Here is a 21,058-nt window from a genome sequence, read left to right as displayed (position 1 = left end):
CCTGCATTCTATATGTTGTTTATGCAAACGGAAAAGTCGATAATACGGCCAAGATCCGTTTAGACAAGTATAGAGATGACTGAATATCTCCTGTTGTTGATCAGCACTGTACTGGTCAACAATTTCGTTTTAGTGAAATTCTTAGGTTTATGTCCTTTCATGGGGGTCTCCAGTAAATTGGAGTCCGCTATTGGTATGTCTATGGCAACCACTTTTGTGTTGACCTTAGCCTCCATCCTCAGTTACCTAGTAAATCAATACCTATTATTGCCCTTTGACTTGAGCTACTTACGCACGATGAGTTTTATTTTAGTCATTGCTGTTGTAGTGCAATTTACTGAAATGGTGGTGCAAAAAACCAGTGCAGCCCTGCACCGAGCGTTGGGAATTTATCTGCCACTCATCACCACCAACTGTGCTGTATTGGGTGTCGCCCTGTTGAACGTGAACGAAAAGCACGATTTTATTCAATCGGCTATCTATGGCTTTGGTGCTGCGTTAGGCTTCTCATTAGTGTTAATCCTCTTCTCAGCTATGCGTGAACGATTAGCCGCAGCCGATGTGCCCCTACCTTTTAAGGGCGGCGCAATTGCCATGATTACCGCAGGTTTAATGTCCCTTGCCTTTATGGGATTCACAGGATTGGTTAAGTAGTATGTCCACCATTTTAATCGCTGTCATATTATTGACCCTGTTGGCATTGGTCTTTGGGGTATTACTCGGTTTTGCCGCCCTTAAATTTAAGGTTGAAGGTAACCCGATTGTCGATGAACTCGAAGCCATTCTACCACAAACCCAATGTGGTCAATGTGGTTACCCAGGTTGTCGTCCTTATGCCCAGGCCATCGCCAATGGCGACAAAGTCAACAAATGCCCTCCAGGCGGCACAGCCACAATGGAGAAACTAGCCAATTTGATGGGTGTTGAGCCTGAGCCTCTCAATGCCGAAGCACAATCGCAGGTCAAAAAAGTCGCTTTTATTCGTGAGGATGAGTGTATTGGCTGCACTAAGTGTATTCAGGCCTGTCCCGTGGATGCCATTATCGGTGCAGGTAAATTAATGCATACCGTGCTCACCACAGATTGCACAGGTTGTGACCTCTGTGTTGAACCCTGCCCTGTCGATTGTATTGATATGATCCCCGTAACCCAAAATCTTAAAAATTGGAATTGGCGTTTAAATGCCATTCCAGTGACGCTGCTCCAAGAGACTGGGGATAACGAGACAATGTTAGAAGAGGAAAAGCGGTGCTAACTTTATTAGATCAATTAGATAAAGGAACCCTTTGGCGCTCGCATGGTGGTATACACCCTCCAGAAGTCAAATTTCTCTCAAATGGCACTCCTATAGCAACACTGCCATTAGCAAAAACCTATTTAGTCCCTATACCTCAGGTGGGGGAAAATTGCACACTTGCGGTAAAGCTCGGCGATAAAGTGTTAAAAGGCACGCCATTAACTCAAGGCCCCTCTATTTGGCATTTACCTGTACATGCGCCGACATCAGGTACTATCGTTGCTATTGAGCCAAGAGCCAGCAACCATGCCTCAGCCCTCCCCGTTAATACGTGCGTTATCGAAGCCGATGGGAAAGATACTTGGTGCGAATTAGCCTCCAACGATCTCGATAGCCTAAGCCATCAGCAAATTATCGATAAAATACATCAAGCGGGTGTTGCGGGTATGGGCGGCGCGGCTTTTCCGAGTCATATCAAACTCAATCCCGCGAGCGAAATTGATTTAGTCATTATCAATGGTGTTGAGTGTGAGCCTTATATCAGCTCAGATGACAGATTAATGCGCGAATACAGCCAAGATATTTTGGCAGGGATTGCCATTATTTATCGGTTATTAACACCAAAACGCATCGTTATCGCCATTGAAGATAATAAGCCTGAAGCGATCAAGGCCATGCAAATGGCTGTAGCGCAAAGTGCGCTACCGACAGGCAGTACTCGAGTTACCGTTATCCCCACCAAATATCCTTCGGGCGGTGAAAAACAGCTTATTCAGATCATTACTGGCCGTGAAGTGCCCTCTGGCGCTATTCCTGCCAAACTCGGTATCGTTGTCCATAACGTCGGCACAGCCTTTGCCATACATCAAGCCGTTGTCCAAGATAAACCGCTGGTTGAGCGCGTTGTCACAGTGACAGGTAAAAACGTGGGTAAACCTGGTAACTATTGGTTGCCAATTGGAACCCCCGTTGAGCATGTACTCATGCAAACCGAGTTTAAACCTGAAGCAGAGCAAAAGATCATCGTTGGTGGGCCTATGATGGGCCATGCACTACCGACCATTAATGTACCTATTTTAAAAGGTACTAACTGTATTTTGGTGCCGAGTAACCAAGAGATTGGGGTGACACCAGAGGAAAAAGCGTGTATTCGCTGCGGCGAGTGCGCCAATGTCTGCCCTGCACTGCTATTACCACAACAACTCTTTTGGCACGCAAAAGCCGAGGAATATGATAAGGCTGCCAGTTTTAACCTAAAAGATTGTATTGAATGTGGTTGCTGTAGTTATGTCTGCCCGAGTGATATTCCTTTAGTCGAATATTACCGTATTGCCAAATCAGCCTTAAAACAAACTGCCGATGAAAAGCAACAGGCAGAACGTGCCAAACACCGTTTTGAAGCACGTTTGACTCGTCTAGAAGAAGAAAAACTCGCCCGCGAAGCCAAAGCAAAAGAAGCCGCAGAGCGTCGCCAAGCAACGATGACGGGCACAGATAAAAATGCCGTTGCTGAAGCGATGGCACGTATTGCAGCCAAAAAAGCCGCTGCGACGCAGGCACCCAGTGAGACTGCAATAGCCCCCACTGCCGTGGTCGAAGTACCAAGGGAAAAGGCAGCCGTTGCCGCAGCGATTGCCCGTGCCAAAGCCAAGAAAGCCGCCGCGGCCACAGCTTCTCAAGTTATTGATGATGAACCGGATTCATCTATGGAAACCGAGCAAACCGAGCCTTTATCGCAAAAAGATAAAGTTGCGGCCGCCATTGCTCGGGCCAAAGCGAAAAAGGCGACGATGAAAGCCGGCTCAGATGTTAACGAGGATATTGATGCCGCTGAAGTCGACGCCGAAAAGCGGGTTACTGGATCCGCAGCTAGTACTGAGGTGGATGATAAAAAGGCCAAAATCGCCGCGGCCGTCGCCCGTGCTAAAGCCAAGAAAGCGATCCAGCAAAGTGGCATCGTAAGCGAAGATCAAACGCCAGCGGTTCAAGCACCTGAGGGTCAAGCGACAAAAACTCCAGTAGTGAATACGCCTGTCGCCGAGCCAGAGTCAAGCACTGTTACACCGAGTCCTGAGGATGATAAAAAAGCCAGAGTTGCGGCAGCCGTCGCCCGGGCTAAAGCCAAAAAAGCGGCCGCCCAAGCCGATTCGAGTGAGGTTGCTGAAGTTCAGCCAAAGCTAGAGGCAGGATCAACTCAGCCAAGTGATACGCCGCTTAAGCCTGAACCCATTACTGAGCTTAGATCAGAACTCAGCTCAGAACTTAGCTCAGAGCCGAGTCATCAACTCAGTCCCGAAGATGAGAAAAAGGCTAAAATCGCTGCAGCCGTTGCCCGTGCAAAAGCGAAAAAAGCGGCAAGGGCCGTGGATGCGACAAGTGATTCAAATGAATAACATAATTAACATAAGAATCAGCAACTTAACGATTAACGACTCAAGATTAGATAAAAGGGATCAGAATGGCGTTTAAAATAGCCTCATCACCCCATGTAACACGAAATCTGCATACTTCAACTGTGATGCAGCGGGTGATTTTATGTTTACTGCCAGGCCTTGTGGTGCAGTGCGCCTTTTTTGGTTGGGGCACGCTCGTTCAAGTACTACTAGCAATTATCGTCGCATTAAGTGCTGAAGCTGCGGTAATGAAACTGCGTCAGCGCAGTATCAAAGCCAGCTTAAGTGATAACAGTGCCATGCTGACCGCGATCTTGATTGGTGTGGCCATTCCCCCACTCGCCCCTTGGTGGATGATCGTTATCGGGACAGCTTTTGCTATCATCATCGTCAAACACCTTTACGGCGGTTTAGGCCATAACTTGTTTAATCCAGCCATGGCCGCTTATGTACTACTGCTAATTTCCTTTCCAGTGCAAATGACCACTTGGATTGCTCCAAGCACAGTTGCCATGCACTCGCCGAGTGTGCTTGATAGCTTGCAGCTTATCTTCAATATTGGTGCCAATGTGAATATGGACCAATTTCGCCTAAGCATTGACGGTGTTGCCATGGCAACACCGCTTGATACCCTAAAAACCGATTTATCCATGGGATTAACCCGCACAGAAAGTATGACAAAAGCCATTTTTGATGGCGCTACAGGTGTAGGTTGGTTTTGGGTCAATTTAGCTTATCTTGCTGGCGGTTTAGTGCTGCTCAAACTTAAGGCGATTCGCTGGCATATTAGCACTGGCGTATTAGCAGGGCTCTTTATCGCTTCGAGTGTCGGTTTTTTACTGTCACCCGATACTCAAGGCAGCCCATTATTCCATCTATTTTCTGGCGCGACCATGTTAGCGGCATTTTTTATTGCGACGGATCCTGTCACCGCCGCAACGAGTCCCCGTGGTCGAATTATCTTCGGGACGTTAATAGGTATATTGGTCTATATCATTCGCACTCAAGGTGGCTACCCTGATGCTTTCGCCTTTGCCGTATTACTGGCAAACCTTTGTGCTCCCTTTATTGACTATTACGTTCGTCCACGTAGCTATGGTCATTCAGCGGGCTAGGCCTTTGTGTTAAGCATCAAGTGATGCTTGAAGAAAGACTCTTGAGGAAAGAAATTGAATAATCCAATGATTAAAAATGGACTGTTACTCGCTCTGTTTGCCCTGCTCTGCACTGGCTTAGTCGCAGTGGTTAATGAACAGACCTTAGATAAAATTAAAGAGCAAGAACAGCAAGAATTGATGAAAGTGTTACATCAATTGATCCCAGATGACATCCATGACAATGAGCTCACTGCACAATGTACTTTGCTGCAGGATAGAGCGGCGTTAGGCACTGAAAATCCAATGCCTGCCTATATTGCAACCAATGCGGGTCAACCAGTTGCAATTGCGCTGGAGGCCATCGCTCCCGATGGTTATAACGGTAATATTAAACTGATTGTGGGGATAAACACCCAAGGTGAAGTCCTTGGTGTTCGCACCCTATCACACCAAGAAACGCCAGGACTTGGTGATAAAATCGATCTGCGTAAATCCGATTGGGTGATGCAATTTGTGGGTAAACGCCTGAACGCTGAGGATGACAAACAATGGCTGGTGAAAAAAGATGGCGGGGATTTCGATCAATTTACCGGCGCCACCATCACACCACGCGCCTATGTTAACGCGGTTAAGCGTGCAGTATGGTACTTTAACAATAACCAAGCACAAATTTTCAGTCAGCCACTGAATTGTGAGATAAAACATGACTAATTATCGCGAAATTGCTTGGCAAGGTCTGTGGAAAAATAACCCCGGCTTAGTACAACTATTAGGCCTATGCCCGCTCCTTGCTGTCACAGCAACCATAACCAATGCCCTAGGGCTAGGTGTAGCCACTATGTTAGTGCTAATAGGCTCTAATATTCTTGTGTCACTTGTACGCGACTATGTGCCTAAAGAAATCCGTATTCCCGTATTTGTGATGATCATCGCCGCGCTAGTCACCACAGTTCAGTTGCTCATCAATGCCTATGCCTATGGTCTGTATTTATCCCTTGGGATCTTCCTGCCGCTAATTGTAACGAACTGCATCATCATTGGCCGCGCCGAGGCATTTGCCTCACGTAACAATGCCTTTAGCGCCGCCTTCGATGGTTTAATGATGGGGCTAGGGTTTACCTTAGTGCTCGCCGTTCTTGGGGCAACACGGGAATTATTAGGTCAAGGCACACTATTTGATGGCGCCGATCAATTGCTAGGCCCTTGGGCTAAATCCTTAACTATTCATGTATGGCAAGTGGATACCCCCTTTTTACTCGCTATGCTGCCACCCGGCGCTTTTATTGTGATGGGCTTATTGATTGCATTGAAGAATGTAATTGATAAAAAACTCAAAGAACACCAACCACAAGTCGCCACCGAGCCAAGTGTGACACGCGCACGGATCACTAAGGTCAGTTAACGAAGAATAGTGAATATGAATCAAGCAAAACGTATCCAGATCCTCACTCGTCTTCGTGATAACAATCCGAAACCCGAAACTGAGCTCAACTTTACTAGTCCTTTTGAGTTATTAGTCGCGGTAACCCTCTCAGCACAAGCGACCGATGTGAGCGTGAATAAGGCGACAGATAAACTGTTTCCTGTCGCCAATACTGCCCACAGCATTTATGCCTTAGGGGTTGAGGGATTAAAGGAATATATCAAGACCATTGGCCTTTATAACAACAAAGCCGTTAATGTGATCAAAGCCTGCGAGATCTTAATCGAGAAGTACAATGGTGAAGTGCCAGAAGATAGAGAAGCCCTTGAAGCATTACCTGGTGTGGGCCGGAAAACCGCGAACGTGGTGCTCAATACCGCCTTTGGCTGGCCGACCATTGCCGTAGATACTCATATTTTTCGTCTTGCCAATCGCACTAAATTTGCCCCCGGTAAAAACGTGGTCGAAGTAGAAGAACGGATGCTAAAAGTTGTGCCGGATGAGTTTAAAGTGGATGTACATCATTGGTTTATTCTGCACGGCCGCTACACATGCTTAGCACGAAAGCCACGCTGTGGCAGTTGCATTATTGAGGATTTGTGTGAGTTTAAAGAGAAGGTTTATCCCGAAGAATAAACCTATTGAACAGACAATCCCATTACACATGGAATTGTCTGTTTAAAATGCTAAATCAGCAACGCTTCCGGTATTGGCCACTTTGCCACGAGCCACTCCCCTTGCCATGTTTGAATAGAGATCCATAAACTATCACTCGATGACAGTTTTGCCCCCGCAATGGCATGCACATGTTGTCCATATTTACTGCCATGGAGCACACCATTTTCCCCTTGTTGTAGCTGGCTAATTGGTAATGCCTCAGGCCCAATATTGGCATAACCTTGTCGAATTAGCCCTGTCTCCCCTTTTTCAAAAATCAACATAAAATCCTTCACATATTCATCGTGATGTTGATAAGGAGCCTTCATATTCAATGGCATAGGCGCAATTTTAAACTCACCTAATTCCTGTGCCTGCCATGCGGGAGGAAAGTTCGGTGTTAATGATTGGTACAAGAATAAAAATGGCAAGACTAAGATCAATCCATTTAATTTATATTTATTCTTTTGCCAAAACAGTGCTCGATTAAACGCCATTAGCGAATCTCCCCCAACATATCGGCAGCTAAGTCATCAGATCCTGCTTTTTTAAAGGCTCTGACATGACGCAATCCCCACATCATAAAGCCCGTAATTGACATACCCGACAAAATTAAACCAAACACAAACCAAATAAACTTGGTCCAAATTCCCCCAATCGTGCCATAGTGCAGCGGATCGGCAATGTGCATGATGGTTTGCATGCCCGTCATGGTTTCGGGTGATGATGCTTTCGCTATTTCCCCCGTCCAAGGATTAATACTCAGGCTATAGGAATGTTGGTCATAAAAAATATGATCACCACTACCACTAAGGTGATACATATCCCGGTTATGCTCTGGCAGCATCACATAACTAGGTTGAAAATCAGGGAAACGCTCCTTTGCAATCATAAGAGCTTGATTAAGTGATACCGCAGGAATGGGTATAGTTGTCTCTCCCTCTTTAAGCAAGGGAACTTGCTCCGCCACAATTAACGGCGCATGAGGCTCGATATCAATATCAGCATGCCAAAAAACAGCTTGGACTAAATACCATAATCCTGTTGCACTCATAATGGCGATAAACCAAATTGACCAAACACCAGATAATTTGTGTAAATCCGCTAGCAGTGTTTTTTTCCCTTGCGTAATACGCACTTTAGGTGCCAAAAAACTACGCCAAAACCGCTTATAAACAATTAATCCGGTAATTAAAGACGCCAGCATCAATACCGCCATAGAGCAGACAAGGTAATACCCTACGCTATAACTACCAGGCCATGGAAATAATAACCAACCATGTAATGAACGCATAAAACCAATAAAAGTCAGCCCTTCGTTAATTTGCTGAACGTCACCCGTGTATTGATTCACATAAGCAATTGCATAGGGTTTATCCACATCGGTAAACATCACTGCATTGACAAGATAAGGCTCGAAGGTCATAGCCCCACTGATTTCTGCTGTAGGATGAGCCTTTTTTACCGCCGCCATTAATTCATCAACCGACTTTGCTGGCAAATTGTTTGGATTAACGGCGCGGGATGCAGGATTAGTGAGCCACGTCAGTTCGTGGCTAAGTACTGCAATCGTCCCCGTTAAACAGATAAAACTAAATAACAACCAGATTGGGAGTGATACCCAACCATGCAACATAAACCAAAATCGGTTACTAACCTTCGCCATATGTGATTATCCCAACACTTTTACAATTTGGTGAGTGTAAATGTAATACGAATTGTTATCAATACGGTGTGTTGATAATTGTTTTCAATTAGAATGCAGCTCACAAAAAACAATGATGGGGAATCATGATGCAAAAATCGCTGTTAGCTACACTCATTTCAAGTCTTTTATTAGCGCCAAGCTCCTACGCTAATGAGCCTCAGTCCACTACTGATATTGAAGTCATCAGTATTAAGGGAAGTCGTTTAGATAAAGCCGCAACGGCAACTGGGTTGCCCTTAACGCTGCGAGAAACGCCACAATCAGTCACCATTATTGATCAAGAGTTTATTCAAAGTTTCTCACTCAATAGTGTCGCGGACTTAATGTTTTTAACCCCTGGCATTTATGCTCAAAAAGCCGAGACCAACCGCTATTTCTTTAGCTCCCGAGGTAATCCCATTACTAATTTTCAGTTTGATGGCGTCCCCGTTAACTACTCGAGTTTCTTTAATGACGCCTCAACCGACACCATATTATTTGACCGCGTTGAAGTTGTCCGCGGTGCAACAGGACTCTTAACGGGTGCGGGTGAACCATCTGCAGCAATTAACCTTATCCGTAAACGTCCTAAAGCGGCACCTGGCGGCTATGTCAGCGCAAAAGTCGGTGCATGGGATAGTTACCGTGTTGAAGGCGATGCCTCCGTTGATGTAACAGAGAGTGGTGATGTGCAGGCACGCTTTGCCGCCGCCTATGAAAAATCAGATAGTTATATTGATCTAGCCGAAGATGAAAACCTGCAAGTTTATGGCGTGATCACGGCAAAACTCAGTGATAATACCCTATTAACCCTAGGTGCTGATTACAGTGACCGAGATCCTAAAGGCTCAACTTGGGGTGGTCTTCCTCTATTTTATGCTGATGGCAGCTTAGCTAATGATTTATCCCGTTCGACCACAACAGCAGCCTCTTGGTCAAGTTGGCAACGCAATGGTGCAAACGTCTTTGCTACGCTTGAACATAATTTTGATAATAATTGGGACGTCAAATTTGACGTGGAACATCGTGAAGATGAGATGGATGGGCACTTGCTTTATCTCTATGGTGCGCCAGATAAAACCACAGGTTTAGGTATGGGGGCATCGGCGATGATCTATCAATCGACCCGTAAACAAGATGCCGCGCGGCTATTTGCCTCTGGGCCATTCGAACTCTTTGGTCGCGAGCATAAACTTACCGCAGGTTTACTATACTCTAAGCAAGATACGACCGCAGATTCCTATTACCCATTAAATAGCATAAGTATTGGTAACTTCTTCGAATGGGATGGCTCCGTCGCTGAACCCAGTTATCCGTCTACGCCAATCTATCAAGAAGGTGAGGAAACTCAAAAAGGGGCCTATCTCGCGACACAAATTAATTTACACGATCAATGGATGCTGTTACTGGGTGGCCGCATTAGCCAATATAAATTTGAATCAAACGCGGCGGCTGACTACAACAATAGCGATGTCTTTACGCCCTATGCAGGTCTGATATATAACCTCAACGATAGCATCTCGATTTACACCAGTTATACCGAAATATTTCTGCCACAGGATGCAAGAGACGCAAACAATAAGCGCTTAGAGCCCATGACCGGAAATAATATTGAACTGGGCGCAAAAGGGGATTTCTTCGATGAAAAACTGACCGCCAGTATAGCCGTATTTAAAGTGCAAAAAGAAAATGTGGCAGAACCCGATGATAACGCCCTTCCCTTACCTGGTGGCAATTATCCAATGCACTTGGTGGATGGCACCAGTAACCAAGGTTATGAAGTTGAGTTAAACGGTAGACCAGTAGAAGATTGGGATCTGTTTTTCAGCTATACCCATAGTAAATCAGAAGATCAAGATGGGGTTGCCTTTAGCACCTATCTACCAAAGGATCTGATTCGTTTATCCTCCCTTTATCACTTTGATGGTGCACTCTCGGATCTGACAGTCGGCGGTAACTTAAGCTGGCAGAGTAAAATTTACAAAGACAAAGCAGGCCCCAATGGTGAGCGTTCCGAGCAAGACAGCTATTATCTCGTGAATCTGATGACAAGCTATCAACTGACAGGCGATGCGAAAGTTCAACTAAATATCAATAACTTATTTGATAAAAAATATTACTCTAGCATTGATTTTTACAATCAAGGTTTCTTCGGCGAACCCCGAAATATTGAGTTAAGCCTAAGCTATAATTTCTAGAGCAAGTTTCTAGCAAGTTAATATCAATAATGCCGTGTCGTAACAGACACGGCATTTTTATGCTGAGTGAAATGATGACGTCTCACAATTTAGCTCACAGATAGCAGCCAGTTAGTGTACATATCGCCTAAGGCCGATATTGCAATTAAGGCTTTCGCAGCATGCACCATCGAATACACAAGAATGAGCGGCTTATTTTGCCAGCGCGATTCCCAGAGGTTCAAAATAATCGATCAACGCCGTAAAAATCCTCTGCCGATGTGACTCATCTGGATAGGCGCCCTCCTTCGCCATTGCTGAAAAAGACGTACCAGAGACTAAGTAGGGATTAGAAATATCCCGATAAGATTCAATACACGCTTCAAATGCCCTCGCCATCATTTCCGTTGGTTGTGAAAAATACCGAGTGCCATAGCGTTTATCCAGCGCTAATGCGCGGCGCACATAATCGCTCGGCTCTTTTCCATCAGGGCTTAATAGGGTCACCTTAAAAATTTCAGATAATCGCAAATTAAGGGGATGCTTAATCAAGGGTGAATCGGCAAGCCAAAGATCACTGGCACATAAAAAGTGTCCTTCGCTCAAGTTAAAAGCTTTAGGCGCAATGTAATGGTCAAACGCATGCCAAAACTCGTGAGCTAATGCACCCGCGCCCGCATTTTTAGCTAATGCGAGCTCCCTTGTCGCTGGAGCATAGTGGGCTTGAACCCCTTTTTGACCGCCATGACCAAAGGCAAGGCTTAAGGTTTGTCGCAATCCTAAGGTTAACGGTGGCAATTTAAGGATAAAGGCAAGATCGGCAAGCGAGTCAAATACCAGATTAGCCGCAATACGGGACTCTTCCCGTGTCACCCAACGGCCAACACGAACATGACTAAAGCCAAAGGTTTGTTTGATATCCAAAAAAGAAACCGGTTCACTAAAGCGATAATCGGGGCCGCTACGAATATATTGTTGACGGATTAACAAAGGTACATACAACCAGTTATAAAGAGGTCATTAAGCCCGCCATTCTATGCGAAAAAGGCTTAGAACAAAAACCCAAGCATTTGTCTACTCGCATCTTACGCGGTTAATCTGTATACTCCGCGGCCTTATTATGTTGGCTTTGCGCTTAGTCATCTTGTTGCCTTAAGTCCGCTCATTGGTCTACAGCCCTTTACCTTTATTACCCAAATTAGGAACGTTCCTTTTGATCTCTACCGCAAATATCACAATGCAATTCGGCCCCGAGCCTTTATTTGAAAATATCTCGGCAAAATTTGGTAACGGCAACCGCTACGGTCTGATCGGCGCTAACGGCTGCGGCAAATCAACCTTTATGAAAATCTTAAGTGGTGCACTCGCCCCAACCTCAGGTAATGTGTCCATCACACCGGGATTAAAGGTCGGTACCTTAAGCCAAGATCAATTTGCCTTTGAGCAATACACTGTTATCGATGCGGTGATCATGGGTGATGTTCAGCTTTGGAAAGTCAAACAAGAACGTGACGCAATTTATGCCAAAGCCGACATGACCGAAGAAGATGGTATGCGCGTTGGCGATCTTGAAAGTGAATTTGCCGAAATGGATGGCTATAGCGCCGAAAGTCGGGCGGGCGAAATCCTGATCGAAGCGGGTATTGAAGAATCCTTCCATTACGGCCCAATGTCCCAAGTCGCTCCAGGTTGGAAATTGCGGGTGTTATTAGCCCAAGCCCTATTTGCTAACCCCGATATTTTGCTGCTCGACGAACCGACCAACAACTTGGATATTCATACCATTAGTTGGCTTGAAACCGAGCTGAACAAACGCAAATGCACCATGATTATCATCTCCCATGATAGACATTTTTTAAATGCCGTTTGTACCCATATGGCGGATATTGATTATGGCGAACTGCGCATTTATCCCGGCAACTATGAATACTTTTTAGCCCAATCTTCCCTGCTACGTGAGCAACTATTGGCGGGTAATGCTAAAAAGAGTGCTGAGATTGAAGAATTACAGGACTTCGTAAACCGTTTTGGTGCTAACGCCTCTAAGGCCAAACAAGCCAGTTCTCGAGCCAAACGCATGGATAAAATTAAACTCGATGAAGTGAAATCATCGAGCCGCATTACGCCTTCCATTCGCTTTGCTGCCGGTAAAAAAATGCACCGCCAAGCCTTAGTGCTGGAAAATCTCGGCCACGGTTTTGACGGTGAACTCCTCTTCCAAGGCGGCGATTTAATTCTCGAAGCGGGCGCTAAGCTAGCGATAATCGGTGAAAACGGTGTTGGTAAAACCACCTTACTGCGCTGTTTAGTCAATGAGTTAATCCACAATGAAGGCACGATTAAATGGTCCGAGAATGCCTCTATCGGTTATTGCCCACAGGACAGCACCTCAGATTTTGATAACGATCTCACCATCATGGAATGGATGGATCAATGGCGCCAACCTAAGCATAACGATTTGATGGTACGCGCCATGCTTGGACGCTTACTGTTTACCGAAGATGATGCCAATAAAAAAGCAAAAAACTGCTCAGGCGGTGAGAAAAACCGTTTAATCTTCGGCAAGTTAATGATGCAAGACATTAACGTCATCATCATGGATGAACCCACCAACCATATGGATATGGAAGCCATTGAAGCCTTAAATAATGCACTCAAAGACTTTGAAGGCACCTTAATATTCGTCAGCCACGACCGTGAATTTGTTTCATCATTGGCAACGCGGATCATTGATATTAAAGATAAAAAATTGATTAACTTCCAAGGCACCTTCGATGAATATCTTTCAAGCCAAGCTGACATTATGGCAAGACAGCGCGCTTAATATGGCGCGACTCACTCATATCGATTAACGCTGGGTTAGCACATTAAAAAGCCGTCATTGGATAACCAATGACGGCTTTCTTATTAATACAGCCCGTTATCAATATACCGAGTCATTTTCATAGACTATGGGCGGTAAATGAGCTTATTGATTTTTTTGACCAATCCCTCGCGATTTTTAGCCAGTTTAAAAACCGTTGGCAAATGTCGAATGACGATTGGCTCAGACGCAAATACCGCGTCGCGATCTTTAGCCTGAATATAATCACGGATCTGCTGCATCATCATTTTATTGAATGCCCAAAGTAAATGGCCTTTAAATTCAATTGCATAAAATGCATCTTGGGGCCATTCAAGTTGATGTTTCTGTTTTGCCATACATTGATGACAACAAATAAGGCCAAGATCTGTGCCGTCCGTAAAAGCACTATTTGCCCTATGCTCCCAAGTCGAAGCACCTTGGTATTTTTCTGGCAATTTTTCCCGCCAAGACACTGCACCGAATAAGGGAGGAAAAAACAGCACGCCGGGCCATTTATGGGCAAATCTTTGGTTAAACAGTTTGATCTCAAACCGCTCGTTTTCAAATAAATGGGCATCTTTTTTTTCTATTTGTAAAACATGAGCATAGGTGAAAGTAGCACAACCATCACATAAGGGACAAACAACCTCAACCCTATCGGGTAAACTAAAAAACTCGTAAAATCCTGTCATTGCTTACCACTGCCAAATGTATTAGAAACGGATTTGGATATCATCAACACTGAGTTTATCAAACCTGTTATCCACTCGGTAACTTCCTTCAGTAAAACGGACTCAATTCATCATATAGTCTTAGTAGATACAGAAACTTAACTGTGCAGCCATCAAACCCTAGGTTACACTGAAAGCGTCATTGATTGGGATGGAATCGCTTATGAGTCAACGTACATTAAACTCCTTATTTAAACCGACTTCCGTTGCCATTATTGGCGCCTCGAATACCGAGAAACGCGCTGGTAATGTGTTGATGAAAAACCTGCTCTCCAGTGGTTTTTCTGGGCCAATTATGCCTGTTACGCCTAAATATCGGGCTGTGATGGGCGTGCTTGCCTATCCTAATATTGAGGCCCTTCCGATAAAACCCGATTTAGCCGTGATTTGTACCCGTGCTTGCCGCGTGCCCGCTATTGTTGAAACCTTAGCTCAGTTTGGTTGTAAAGTGGCCATTATTATGGCCTCAGGTATGGCACAGGAGTTTAATGAGGAGGGTGTGAGTTTGCTCGAACTTACGATGCAACATGCTAAGCGTTATGGCATGCGTATCCTTGGGCCGAATAGTTTAGGTATGTTATTGCCGCCACTTGGTTTAAATGCCAGTTTAGCCCATGCCAGCGCGCTTCCTGGGAAAATTGCTTTCGTGTCTCAATCCGCCGCCATTTGCACGACGGTACTCGATTGGGCCAATAATAAAGGCATAGGGTTTTCTTCTTTTATTTCTCTCGGTGACGCCACCGATATTAACTTCGATGAATTACTCGATTACTTAGGCCGCGATAGCCGCACCAGCGCCATTATGTTGTATATCGATTCAGTCAATGAAAAGCGCCATTTTTTATCAGCCGCCCGCGCCGCCTCCCGCAATAAACCCATCCTCGTCATTAAATCGGGCCGAAGCCCTGAAGGTGCCCGCGCCGCAAAATTGCACACGGGTGGAGTTGGCGGTAATGATGCCGTGTATGAAGCGGCATTTCGCCGCGCAGGTATGTTGCGAGTTAATGATTTAATTGAACTTTTTGCGGCGGTAGAAAGCCTAGCTCATTCAAATCCACTCCAAGGGGAACGCTTAGGGATTATTAGTAATGGTGGTGGCCCAGCCGTATTAGCAGTCGATGAGTTAATTTTACGTGGTGGAAAGCTGGCCGAACTCACAGAGGACACCATTGCCCAGCTTGAGGCCGTGTTACCCAGCACTTGGTCACGGCAAAATCCAGTCGATATTATCGGTGATGCCGATGCGGCTCGTTATGCTAAGGCATTGAGTATTTTGATGGATTGTAATGAGTTAGATGCCATATTAGTGTTACATTCACCGTCAGCACTTGGTGAGAGTGTTGAAATCGCTGATGCATTAATCAAGACCATTCACACCCATCCCAAAAAGAATCGGTTGAATATTCTCACCAACTGGAGCGGGGAAGATTCGGCCTATCAGGCGAGAAAGCGATTTACAAAGGGCGGCATTCCGACCTATCGCACACCTGAAGGTGCCGTGGGTGCGTTTATGCACATGGTTGAATATCGCCGTAACCAAAAATTACTGCAGGAAGTCCCCCAATCCATTCCCGATAATATTCCAACCGATAGCCAAACCGCGCGAAAATTACTGCAAGCAGCGCAAGCTAAAGGAAAATCGGTACTCGAAACCCATGAGGCGATCCCCATTTTGCGTGCTTACGGCCTCAACACTATTGATACTTGGTTTGTTAAAGATGCCGATGAAGCCGTTGTTATCGCCAATGAGGCGGGTTATCCCTTAGCTTTAAAAGTCCAATCGCCCAATATTTTGCATAAATCCGATGTGCATGGGGTCATGCTTAATTTAACGTCGGCTGAAGATATCCGTCATGCAGCGAACGCGATTACGCAAAGGGTGCATCAGGCGAATCCCGACGCCATTATCGAAGGTATGATAGTGCAAAAAATGGCGCTAACGGCGGGTGCACAGGAGATCCGCGTGGCCGTGATAAGCGATCCCGTCTTTGGCCCTGCCATTTGTTTAGGTGAAGGCGGCTCAGAATGGGATCCCACAAACGATGCCGCTGTTGCCCTACCCCCACTCAATATGGCATTAGCGCGCTATATGGTGATCCAAGCATTAAAGACCCACAAACTAAAAGACCGGCATTTACCCTTAGGTTTAGATATGAATGCCCTGTGTGTGATGCTAACGCAGATCTCCCACATTATTATCGACTGCCCCGAAATTGCCTCATTAGATTTAAATCCCGTATTAGCAGCGGGAGAAAAGATCACCCTGCTCGATGTGAATATTCGCTTGCATGATGCTAATACCGACAGTGCATCGCGCCTCGCGATCATGCCCTATCCCAAGGAATTAGAAGAAGAAGCCGAACTTAAAAATGGCCTAAAGGTGATGCTACGGCCAATTTTACCCGAGGATGAACCTAAGCATTTGGCCTTCGATAACTCGCTATCCGATGAAGACAGGTACAAACGCTATTTTGGGGTACGTTCTAAAATGACCCATGAGGAAATGGCGGTATTAACCCAAATCGATTACGCCCGAGAAATGGCGTTTATCGCGACCGCAAAAGGCCCAGATGGTGATGATATCACCCTAGGTGCAGTAAGGGCTTCTATCGATCCCGATAATACAGAAGCTGAATTTGCCATGGCAGTACGCGGCGATCACCAAGGCATAGGTCTAGGCAAGTTACTACTCGAAAAACTCATTAAGTATTATCAAGCCAACGATACGGCAGTACTCACAGGTTTTACCATGTTTGAAAACCGTAATATGGCAAGCCTAGCAAAAAGTTTAGGATTTAAAGTCACCTTCGATATGGAGGAGCATTTGATCAAAATGCATATGGATCTTAAACAAAACCAATAACAAACTGATTTACGGCGATATTAGCAACTGAAATACCGTCAACAATTTGCTTAACCCGTATTTACCGTTGTAAAACTACTCAGGGAAATTCAATGGCGTGTATTAAAACGCGCCATTGAATCCCCATAACCTGACGAATATCAAAGAATCATTTCCCGATTTGTATCACACTTAACATTAGCGTAACCAAATTTAACGATTTGCCCATAATATTATGGTGACGGGGTAAGCTAAATCCAAGGGTCATCATAATGCCTAAAGGAGTGATAACACTATGTGTAAAGACTGCGGCTGCTCTCTTACCCGCCACGAACATGATCATCTCGGCGCGCATTCACATAACCACGAGCACCACCATCCTGAACTGCACACGAATCCCCAGTTAAACGATAAAAAAACCTTATCGGTTATTCACAAAATTCTCGACAAAAATGATGTTGAAGCGGGCCATAATCGTGCTCATTTCGAGGCGCATAATATTACCGCCTTTAATTTGATGAGCAGTCCTGGCAGTGGTAAAACCACGCTTTTAGAAAACCTCAAAGAATACACCACGCTTAACTATGCGGTGATTGAAGGCGATTTAGAAACCTCGCGCGATGCTGATCGTCTCATCGCGAAAGGTATTAAAGCCTACCAAATTCAAACCGGATCGGCTTGTCACCTTGATGCCTTCATGGTTCACGGCGCCCTGCACCACTTACCCCTTGAAGGCTTAGATATTTGTTTTGTGGAAAACGTCGGCAACCTCGTTTGTCCTGCAAGCTATGATGTGGGCACCCATAAAAATATCGTGCTGCTATCCGTACCAGAGGGCGATGATAAGATTGAAAAATATCCGGTAATGTTCCGCCGCGCCGATGTCGTTTTTATCACTAAGTGCGATCTGCTGCCCTATTTTGATTTCAATCTAGCCGAAGCCAGAGCCCAGCTAAAAAAACTCAATCCAGATACCCAAATCATTGAAGTCTCAATTAAAGATGGCGACTCAATGCAGGCCGTTGCCCAGTGGCTTAAGGACAATATTCGCCAAACATCTGTGGGAGAGTCGCAATAATGTGCTTATCCATTCCTTCCCAAGTCGTGGCCATTGATGCCGAGCGCCAGAGTGTCACCGTCGACACCTTAGGGGTTCGCCGCGATGTCAGTAGTCATTTAATGACTGAGCCGCTTGAAATTGGTGACTATGTGCTTATTCATATTGGCTTTGTGATGAATAAAATTGACAAAGAAGATGCACAACAAAGTCTTGAACTTTATCAAGAAATCGTCACAAAACTTGAAAATGAAGCCATGCATTAACCCACATTAAATCCTTTTTCGATAAAAGGCGTGCGCTCAATCAGCGCACCAAGGAAAGAGAATGCTTGAACTAAAACACCTCTACCAAGGCTTTCGCGATCCCCAGACTATCGCCAATTTGGCGCGGGACATTCAGCTAACGGCTAAAACGATCAAGCAACAAATCAATATTATGGAGGTGTGTGGTGGCCATACCCACACCATAATGAAATACGGTTTGTTGGATTTACTGCCGGATAATATTGAATTTATCCACGGCCCGGGTTGCCCTGTATGCGTGATGCCAAAGGAACGTATCGACCAAGCCGCAGCGCTTGCCTCCCAAGAAAATGTGATCCTTGTGACGCTGGGCGATATGATCCGCGTGCCCGGTTCTCAAGGCTCTTTAGCCAGTTTTAGGGCTAAAGGCTGCGATATCCGCCCGATTTACGATCCCTTAGATACGCTCAAAATTGCCCGTGATAACCCCGATAAAATCGTTGTTTTTTTCGCCATAGGTTTTGAAACCTCAACGCCAATGACGGCAATTCTGCTTCAACTCGCCGAACATGAAAAACTCGATAACCTGCTTTTCCATATCAACCATGTATTAGTGCCTCCTGCCATTGATGCCGTCATGCACGATCCTAATGCGCGAGTGAATGCCTTTATTGGCCCGGCCCATGTCAGTGTGATAAGTGGCGCTAAAATCTACCGCCCAGCGGTCGCACAATATGGCACACCCGTAGTGGTCTCAGGTTTTGAACCTGTCGATGTAATGGAATCCATCCTGCGTATTGTCCGACAAAAAGCGGCAGGGAAAGCCGAGCTTGATATCCAATATAGCCGCGCCGTATCAGAGGATGGCAATCTCACAGCACAAGCTAAAGTGAACCAATTCTTTAGTGTTAGACCGCAATTTCGCTGGCGCGGCCTTGGCCCAATACCCAATTCAGCGCTGCAACTCAGACCTGAATATGCCCATAGAGACGCCGAACTACGGTTTAAAGATCGCTTGCCCGTGAAAGAAATTGATGATCATAAGGCCTGTCAGTGCGGTGATATTCTTCGCGGCCTCGCGAAGCCTAAGGACTGCAAAGTCTTTGGCCGAGGTTGCAACCCTGAAACGCCATTAGGCAGTTGTATGGTCAGCTCTGAAGGCGCCTGCAATGCCTATTACCGCTATCAAGGCGTCGATATTAAGGAGCCACATCATGGGTGATACACCAAAAGATAAATCCATTCAACTCAGTCACGGCGGTGGCGGCAAAGAGATGAACAAACTCATTCGCGATCTATTTTTTGCTGAGTTTGATAATCCCATCCTTCGCAGCGAAGAAGATGCTGCAAAACTTGACTTACATGGCGCCAATGCTTTTACCACGGACTCTTTCACTGTATCGCCCCTATTTTTTGCCGGCGGTGATATCGGCAAGCTTGCTATCGCGGGCACTGTTAACGATCTCGCCATGATGGGCGCTGAACCTCAGTATTTGAGTTGCAGTGTGATTATAGAAGAAGGTTTTTCTATCAATGACTTAACCACAATCGTCCGCAGTATGGCCAAAGAATTAAAACAAAGTGGTGCACGGATTGTTTGCGGCGATACTAAGGTTGTCCCCAAGGGCTGCGCCGATGGTTTATTTATTAACACATCAGGTATTGGCCGCATCCTGCGTCCCAATATCTCGGCTGCAAATCTCACTGCGGGCGATACGATTATTGTCTCCCGTGATATTGGCTGTCACGGTGCGGCCATTTTAATGGCTCGTGAAGGTTTAGTGCTCGAATCAGCGCTGCAAAGCGATTGCGCGACGCTCTGGCCCGTCGTGGAGCAGTTGATTGCCGCCAATATTCCCATTCATGCGATGCGTGATGCCACCCGCGGTGGTTTATCAGCGGTATTAAATGAGTGGGCGGTTGCCTCCAATGTGGGGATCACAGTGAATGAGGCGAGTATTCCCGTTTGTGATGAAGTCAAAGGCCTATGCGAACTCTACGGCTTTGAAGCCATGGATCTCGCCAATGAAGGCACCTTTGTCCTTGCTGTACCTCAGGAGATTGCCTTAGGTGCGCTCGAGATTATGCAGCGTTTTGGTCACTGTGAACAGGCTGCCATTATCGGCACGGTAACAGATGAAACCGCAGGGAAAGTGATTTTAAAAACCCCGTGGAATACCAAGCGCTATCTCGATCTTCCCCAAGGTGAACTGCTGCCAAGGATTTGCTGATGCACGAATATTCGATTGTGAGTGCCCTGATTGAGCAATGTGAACAACACGCGCTCGCCAATCAGGCAAATAAGATCACTCGGGTAGAGATTAAACTTGGGGTGATGAGTGGGGTTGAGCCCGCATTACTGCAAACGGCCTTCGATACCTTTAAACTCGATGGTATATGCAAAGAAGCTCAGCTCAATATGCAATTACAGCCCTTGGTGATTGAATGCCTCGATTGCCAAACATCGTCTGAACTGAATGAACGCTCCATCGTCTGCCCTGCTTGTCAAAGCTATCGAACCCGCGTTCTCGACGGCGAAGATATGTTACTGATGCAACTTGAAATGGAGCAGGAATAGGTATCTGTATCATTGATTGTATCGAGATTGAAAACATGTCGATGTTCGGTGCTGATATTTCTAGTTCCTTCCCCAAAGTACAAAAGGCT

The 21,058-nt window shown here is 45.7% G+C and carries 19 protein-coding genes; 15 read left to right on the top strand and 4 right to left on the bottom strand.

Annotated elements, in window-relative coordinates:
• Window positions 1–75: 75 nt before the first annotated feature.
• From rsxA to nth, 7 genes are all read left to right on the top strand, one after another.
• Window positions 76–654, top strand: coding sequence for an electron transport complex subunit RsxA (rsxA, locus tag JEZ96_RS09070; RefSeq protein WP_006081543.1), 579 nt, complete (start codon window positions 76–78; stop codon window positions 652–654).
• A gap of 1 nt (window position 655) precedes the next feature.
• A complete protein-coding gene (rsxB, locus tag JEZ96_RS09065; protein ID WP_011789456.1) occupies window positions 656–1,255 on the top strand; it encodes an electron transport complex subunit RsxB in 600 nt (199 codons plus the stop codon).
• Window positions 1,249–3,630, top strand: coding sequence for an electron transport complex subunit RsxC (gene rsxC / locus JEZ96_RS09060; RefSeq protein ID WP_128090089.1), 2,382 nt, complete (start codon window positions 1,249–1,251; stop codon window positions 3,628–3,630). The genes rsxB and rsxC overlap by 7 nt, the downstream gene beginning before the upstream one ends.
• 65 nt (window positions 3,631–3,695) lie before the next feature.
• Entirely contained in the window at window positions 3,696–4,745 is a 1,050-nt protein-coding gene (rsxD, locus tag JEZ96_RS09055; RefSeq protein WP_014610653.1) for an electron transport complex subunit RsxD, read from the top strand.
• A gap of 54 nt (window positions 4,746–4,799) precedes the next feature.
• Window positions 4,800–5,438 (top strand): electron transport complex subunit RsxG, encoded by a 639-nt coding sequence (gene rsxG, locus JEZ96_RS09050; protein ID WP_081429790.1) that lies wholly within the window; start codon window positions 4,800–4,802, stop codon window positions 5,436–5,438.
• Window positions 5,431–6,129 carry an electron transport complex subunit E gene (locus JEZ96_RS09045; protein ID WP_011789460.1) on the top strand — a complete coding sequence of 233 codons (699 nt, stop codon included), beginning with the start codon at window positions 5,431–5,433 and terminating at the stop codon, window positions 6,127–6,129. The genes rsxG and JEZ96_RS09045 overlap by 8 nt, the downstream gene beginning before the upstream one ends.
• A gap of 15 nt (window positions 6,130–6,144) precedes the next feature.
• On the top strand, window positions 6,145–6,786 hold the full coding sequence (gene nth, locus JEZ96_RS09040; protein ID WP_011789461.1) for an endonuclease III: 642 nt from the start codon (window positions 6,145–6,147) through the stop codon (window positions 6,784–6,786).
• Window positions 6,787–6,836: 50 nt separating this feature from the next.
• Here the strand turns inward: nth and JEZ96_RS09035 are convergent, their stop codons facing one another.
• Window positions 6,837–7,304 (bottom strand): hypothetical protein, encoded by a 468-nt coding sequence (locus JEZ96_RS09035; protein ID WP_014610656.1) that lies wholly within the window; start codon window positions 7,302–7,304, stop codon window positions 6,837–6,839.
• Window positions 7,304–8,473, bottom strand: coding sequence for a PepSY-associated TM helix domain-containing protein (locus tag JEZ96_RS09030; protein ID WP_011789463.1), 1,170 nt, complete (start codon window positions 8,471–8,473; stop codon window positions 7,304–7,306). Before JEZ96_RS09030 ends, JEZ96_RS09035 begins: the two co-directional genes overlap by 1 nt.
• Before the next feature lie 128 nt (window positions 8,474–8,601).
• Here JEZ96_RS09030 and JEZ96_RS09025 point away from each other — a divergent pair, with 128 nt between their 5' ends.
• Entirely contained in the window at window positions 8,602–10,692 is a 2,091-nt protein-coding gene (locus JEZ96_RS09025; protein ID WP_025008741.1) for a TonB-dependent siderophore receptor, read from the top strand.
• A gap of 192 nt (window positions 10,693–10,884) precedes the next feature.
• Here the strand turns inward: JEZ96_RS09025 and JEZ96_RS09020 are convergent, their stop codons facing one another.
• Complete coding sequence (locus JEZ96_RS09020) at window positions 10,885–11,661, bottom strand: CLCA_X family protein (protein WP_025008742.1); 777 nt, start codon at window positions 11,659–11,661, stop codon at window positions 10,885–10,887.
• Window positions 11,662–11,884: 223 nt separating this feature from the next.
• Between JEZ96_RS09020 and JEZ96_RS09015 the strand changes: the two genes are divergently transcribed.
• A complete protein-coding gene (locus JEZ96_RS09015; RefSeq protein WP_011789466.1) occupies window positions 11,885–13,495 on the top strand; it encodes an ABC-F family ATPase in 1,611 nt (536 codons plus the stop codon).
• 125 nt (window positions 13,496–13,620) lie between these two features.
• On the opposite strand, the gene JEZ96_RS09010 is transcribed toward JEZ96_RS09015, so the two are convergent.
• Complete coding sequence (locus JEZ96_RS09010; RefSeq protein WP_025008743.1) at window positions 13,621–14,208, bottom strand: hypothetical protein; 588 nt, start codon at window positions 14,206–14,208, stop codon at window positions 13,621–13,623.
• Between the two features lie 202 nt (window positions 14,209–14,410).
• Here JEZ96_RS09010 and JEZ96_RS09005 point away from each other — a divergent pair, with 202 nt between their 5' ends.
• The 6 genes from JEZ96_RS09005 to hypA all read left to right on the top strand — a co-directional run bounded on the left by JEZ96_RS09005 (window position 14,411) and on the right by hypA (window position 20,969).
• Window positions 14,411–17,110 carry an acetate--CoA ligase family protein gene (locus JEZ96_RS09005; RefSeq protein WP_025008744.1) on the top strand — a complete coding sequence of 900 codons (2,700 nt, stop codon included), beginning with the start codon at window positions 14,411–14,413 and terminating at the stop codon, window positions 17,108–17,110.
• Between the two features lie 274 nt (window positions 17,111–17,384).
• Window positions 17,385–18,167, top strand: a complete 783-nt coding sequence (gene hypB, locus JEZ96_RS09000; protein WP_011789469.1) for a hydrogenase nickel incorporation protein HypB — start codon at window positions 17,385–17,387, stop codon at window positions 18,165–18,167.
• Window positions 18,167–18,412, top strand: a complete 246-nt coding sequence (locus JEZ96_RS08995; RefSeq protein ID WP_011789470.1) for a HypC/HybG/HupF family hydrogenase formation chaperone — start codon at window positions 18,167–18,169, stop codon at window positions 18,410–18,412. Before hypB ends, JEZ96_RS08995 begins: the two co-directional genes overlap by 1 nt.
• Before the next feature lie 61 nt (window positions 18,413–18,473).
• Window positions 18,474–19,613, top strand: coding sequence for a hydrogenase formation protein HypD (gene hypD / locus JEZ96_RS08990; protein ID WP_011789471.1), 1,140 nt, complete (start codon window positions 18,474–18,476; stop codon window positions 19,611–19,613).
• Complete coding sequence (gene hypE, locus JEZ96_RS08985) at window positions 19,606–20,622, top strand: hydrogenase expression/formation protein HypE (protein WP_011789472.1); 1,017 nt, start codon at window positions 19,606–19,608, stop codon at window positions 20,620–20,622. The genes hypD and hypE overlap by 8 nt, the downstream gene beginning before the upstream one ends.
• Window positions 20,622–20,969, top strand: a complete 348-nt coding sequence (gene hypA, locus JEZ96_RS08980; RefSeq protein WP_011789473.1) for a hydrogenase/urease nickel incorporation protein HypA — start codon at window positions 20,622–20,624, stop codon at window positions 20,967–20,969. The genes hypE and hypA overlap by 1 nt, the downstream gene beginning before the upstream one ends.
• Window positions 20,970–21,058: the final 89 nt, after the last annotated feature.

This window comes from Shewanella putrefaciens, assembly GCF_016406325.1.
Taxonomy (GTDB): domain Bacteria; phylum Pseudomonadota; class Gammaproteobacteria; order Enterobacterales; family Shewanellaceae; genus Shewanella; species Shewanella putrefaciens.
The sequence above is the reverse complement of the archived record's forward strand: the minus strand, read 5'-3'. Positions and strand labels throughout refer to the sequence as shown.

Coding starts and splice junctions, on each gene's coding strand:
- rsxA (WP_006081543.1), top strand. CDS start 76: ATGACTGAATATCTCCTGTTGTTGATCAGCACTGTACTGGTCAACAAT.
- rsxB (WP_011789456.1), top strand. CDS start 656: ATGTCCACCATTTTAATCGCTGTCATATTATTGACCCTGTTGGCATTG.
- rsxD (WP_014610653.1), top strand. CDS start 3,696: ATGGCGTTTAAAATAGCCTCATCACCCCATGTAACACGAAATCTGCAT.
- JEZ96_RS09045 (WP_011789460.1), top strand. CDS start 5,431: ATGACTAATTATCGCGAAATTGCTTGGCAAGGTCTGTGGAAAAATAAC.
- nth (WP_011789461.1), top strand. CDS start 6,145: ATGAATCAAGCAAAACGTATCCAGATCCTCACTCGTCTTCGTGATAAC.
- JEZ96_RS09035 (WP_014610656.1), bottom strand. CDS start 7,304: ATGGCGTTTAATCGAGCACTGTTTTGGCAAAAGAATAAATATAAATTA.
- JEZ96_RS09030 (WP_011789463.1), bottom strand. CDS start 8,473: ATGGCGAAGGTTAGTAACCGATTTTGGTTTATGTTGCATGGTTGGGTA.
- JEZ96_RS09025 (WP_025008741.1), top strand. CDS start 8,602: ATGCAAAAATCGCTGTTAGCTACACTCATTTCAAGTCTTTTATTAGCG.
- JEZ96_RS09010 (WP_025008743.1), bottom strand. CDS start 14,208: ATGACAGGATTTTACGAGTTTTTTAGTTTACCCGATAGGGTTGAGGTT.
- JEZ96_RS09005 (WP_025008744.1), top strand. CDS start 14,411: ATGAGTCAACGTACATTAAACTCCTTATTTAAACCGACTTCCGTTGCC.
- hypB (WP_011789469.1), top strand. CDS start 17,385: ATGTGTAAAGACTGCGGCTGCTCTCTTACCCGCCACGAACATGATCAT.
- JEZ96_RS08995 (WP_011789470.1), top strand. CDS start 18,167: ATGTGCTTATCCATTCCTTCCCAAGTCGTGGCCATTGATGCCGAGCGC.
- hypD (WP_011789471.1), top strand. CDS start 18,474: ATGCTTGAACTAAAACACCTCTACCAAGGCTTTCGCGATCCCCAGACT.
- hypE (WP_011789472.1), top strand. CDS start 19,606: ATGGGTGATACACCAAAAGATAAATCCATTCAACTCAGTCACGGCGGT.
- hypA (WP_011789473.1), top strand. CDS start 20,622: ATGCACGAATATTCGATTGTGAGTGCCCTGATTGAGCAATGTGAACAA.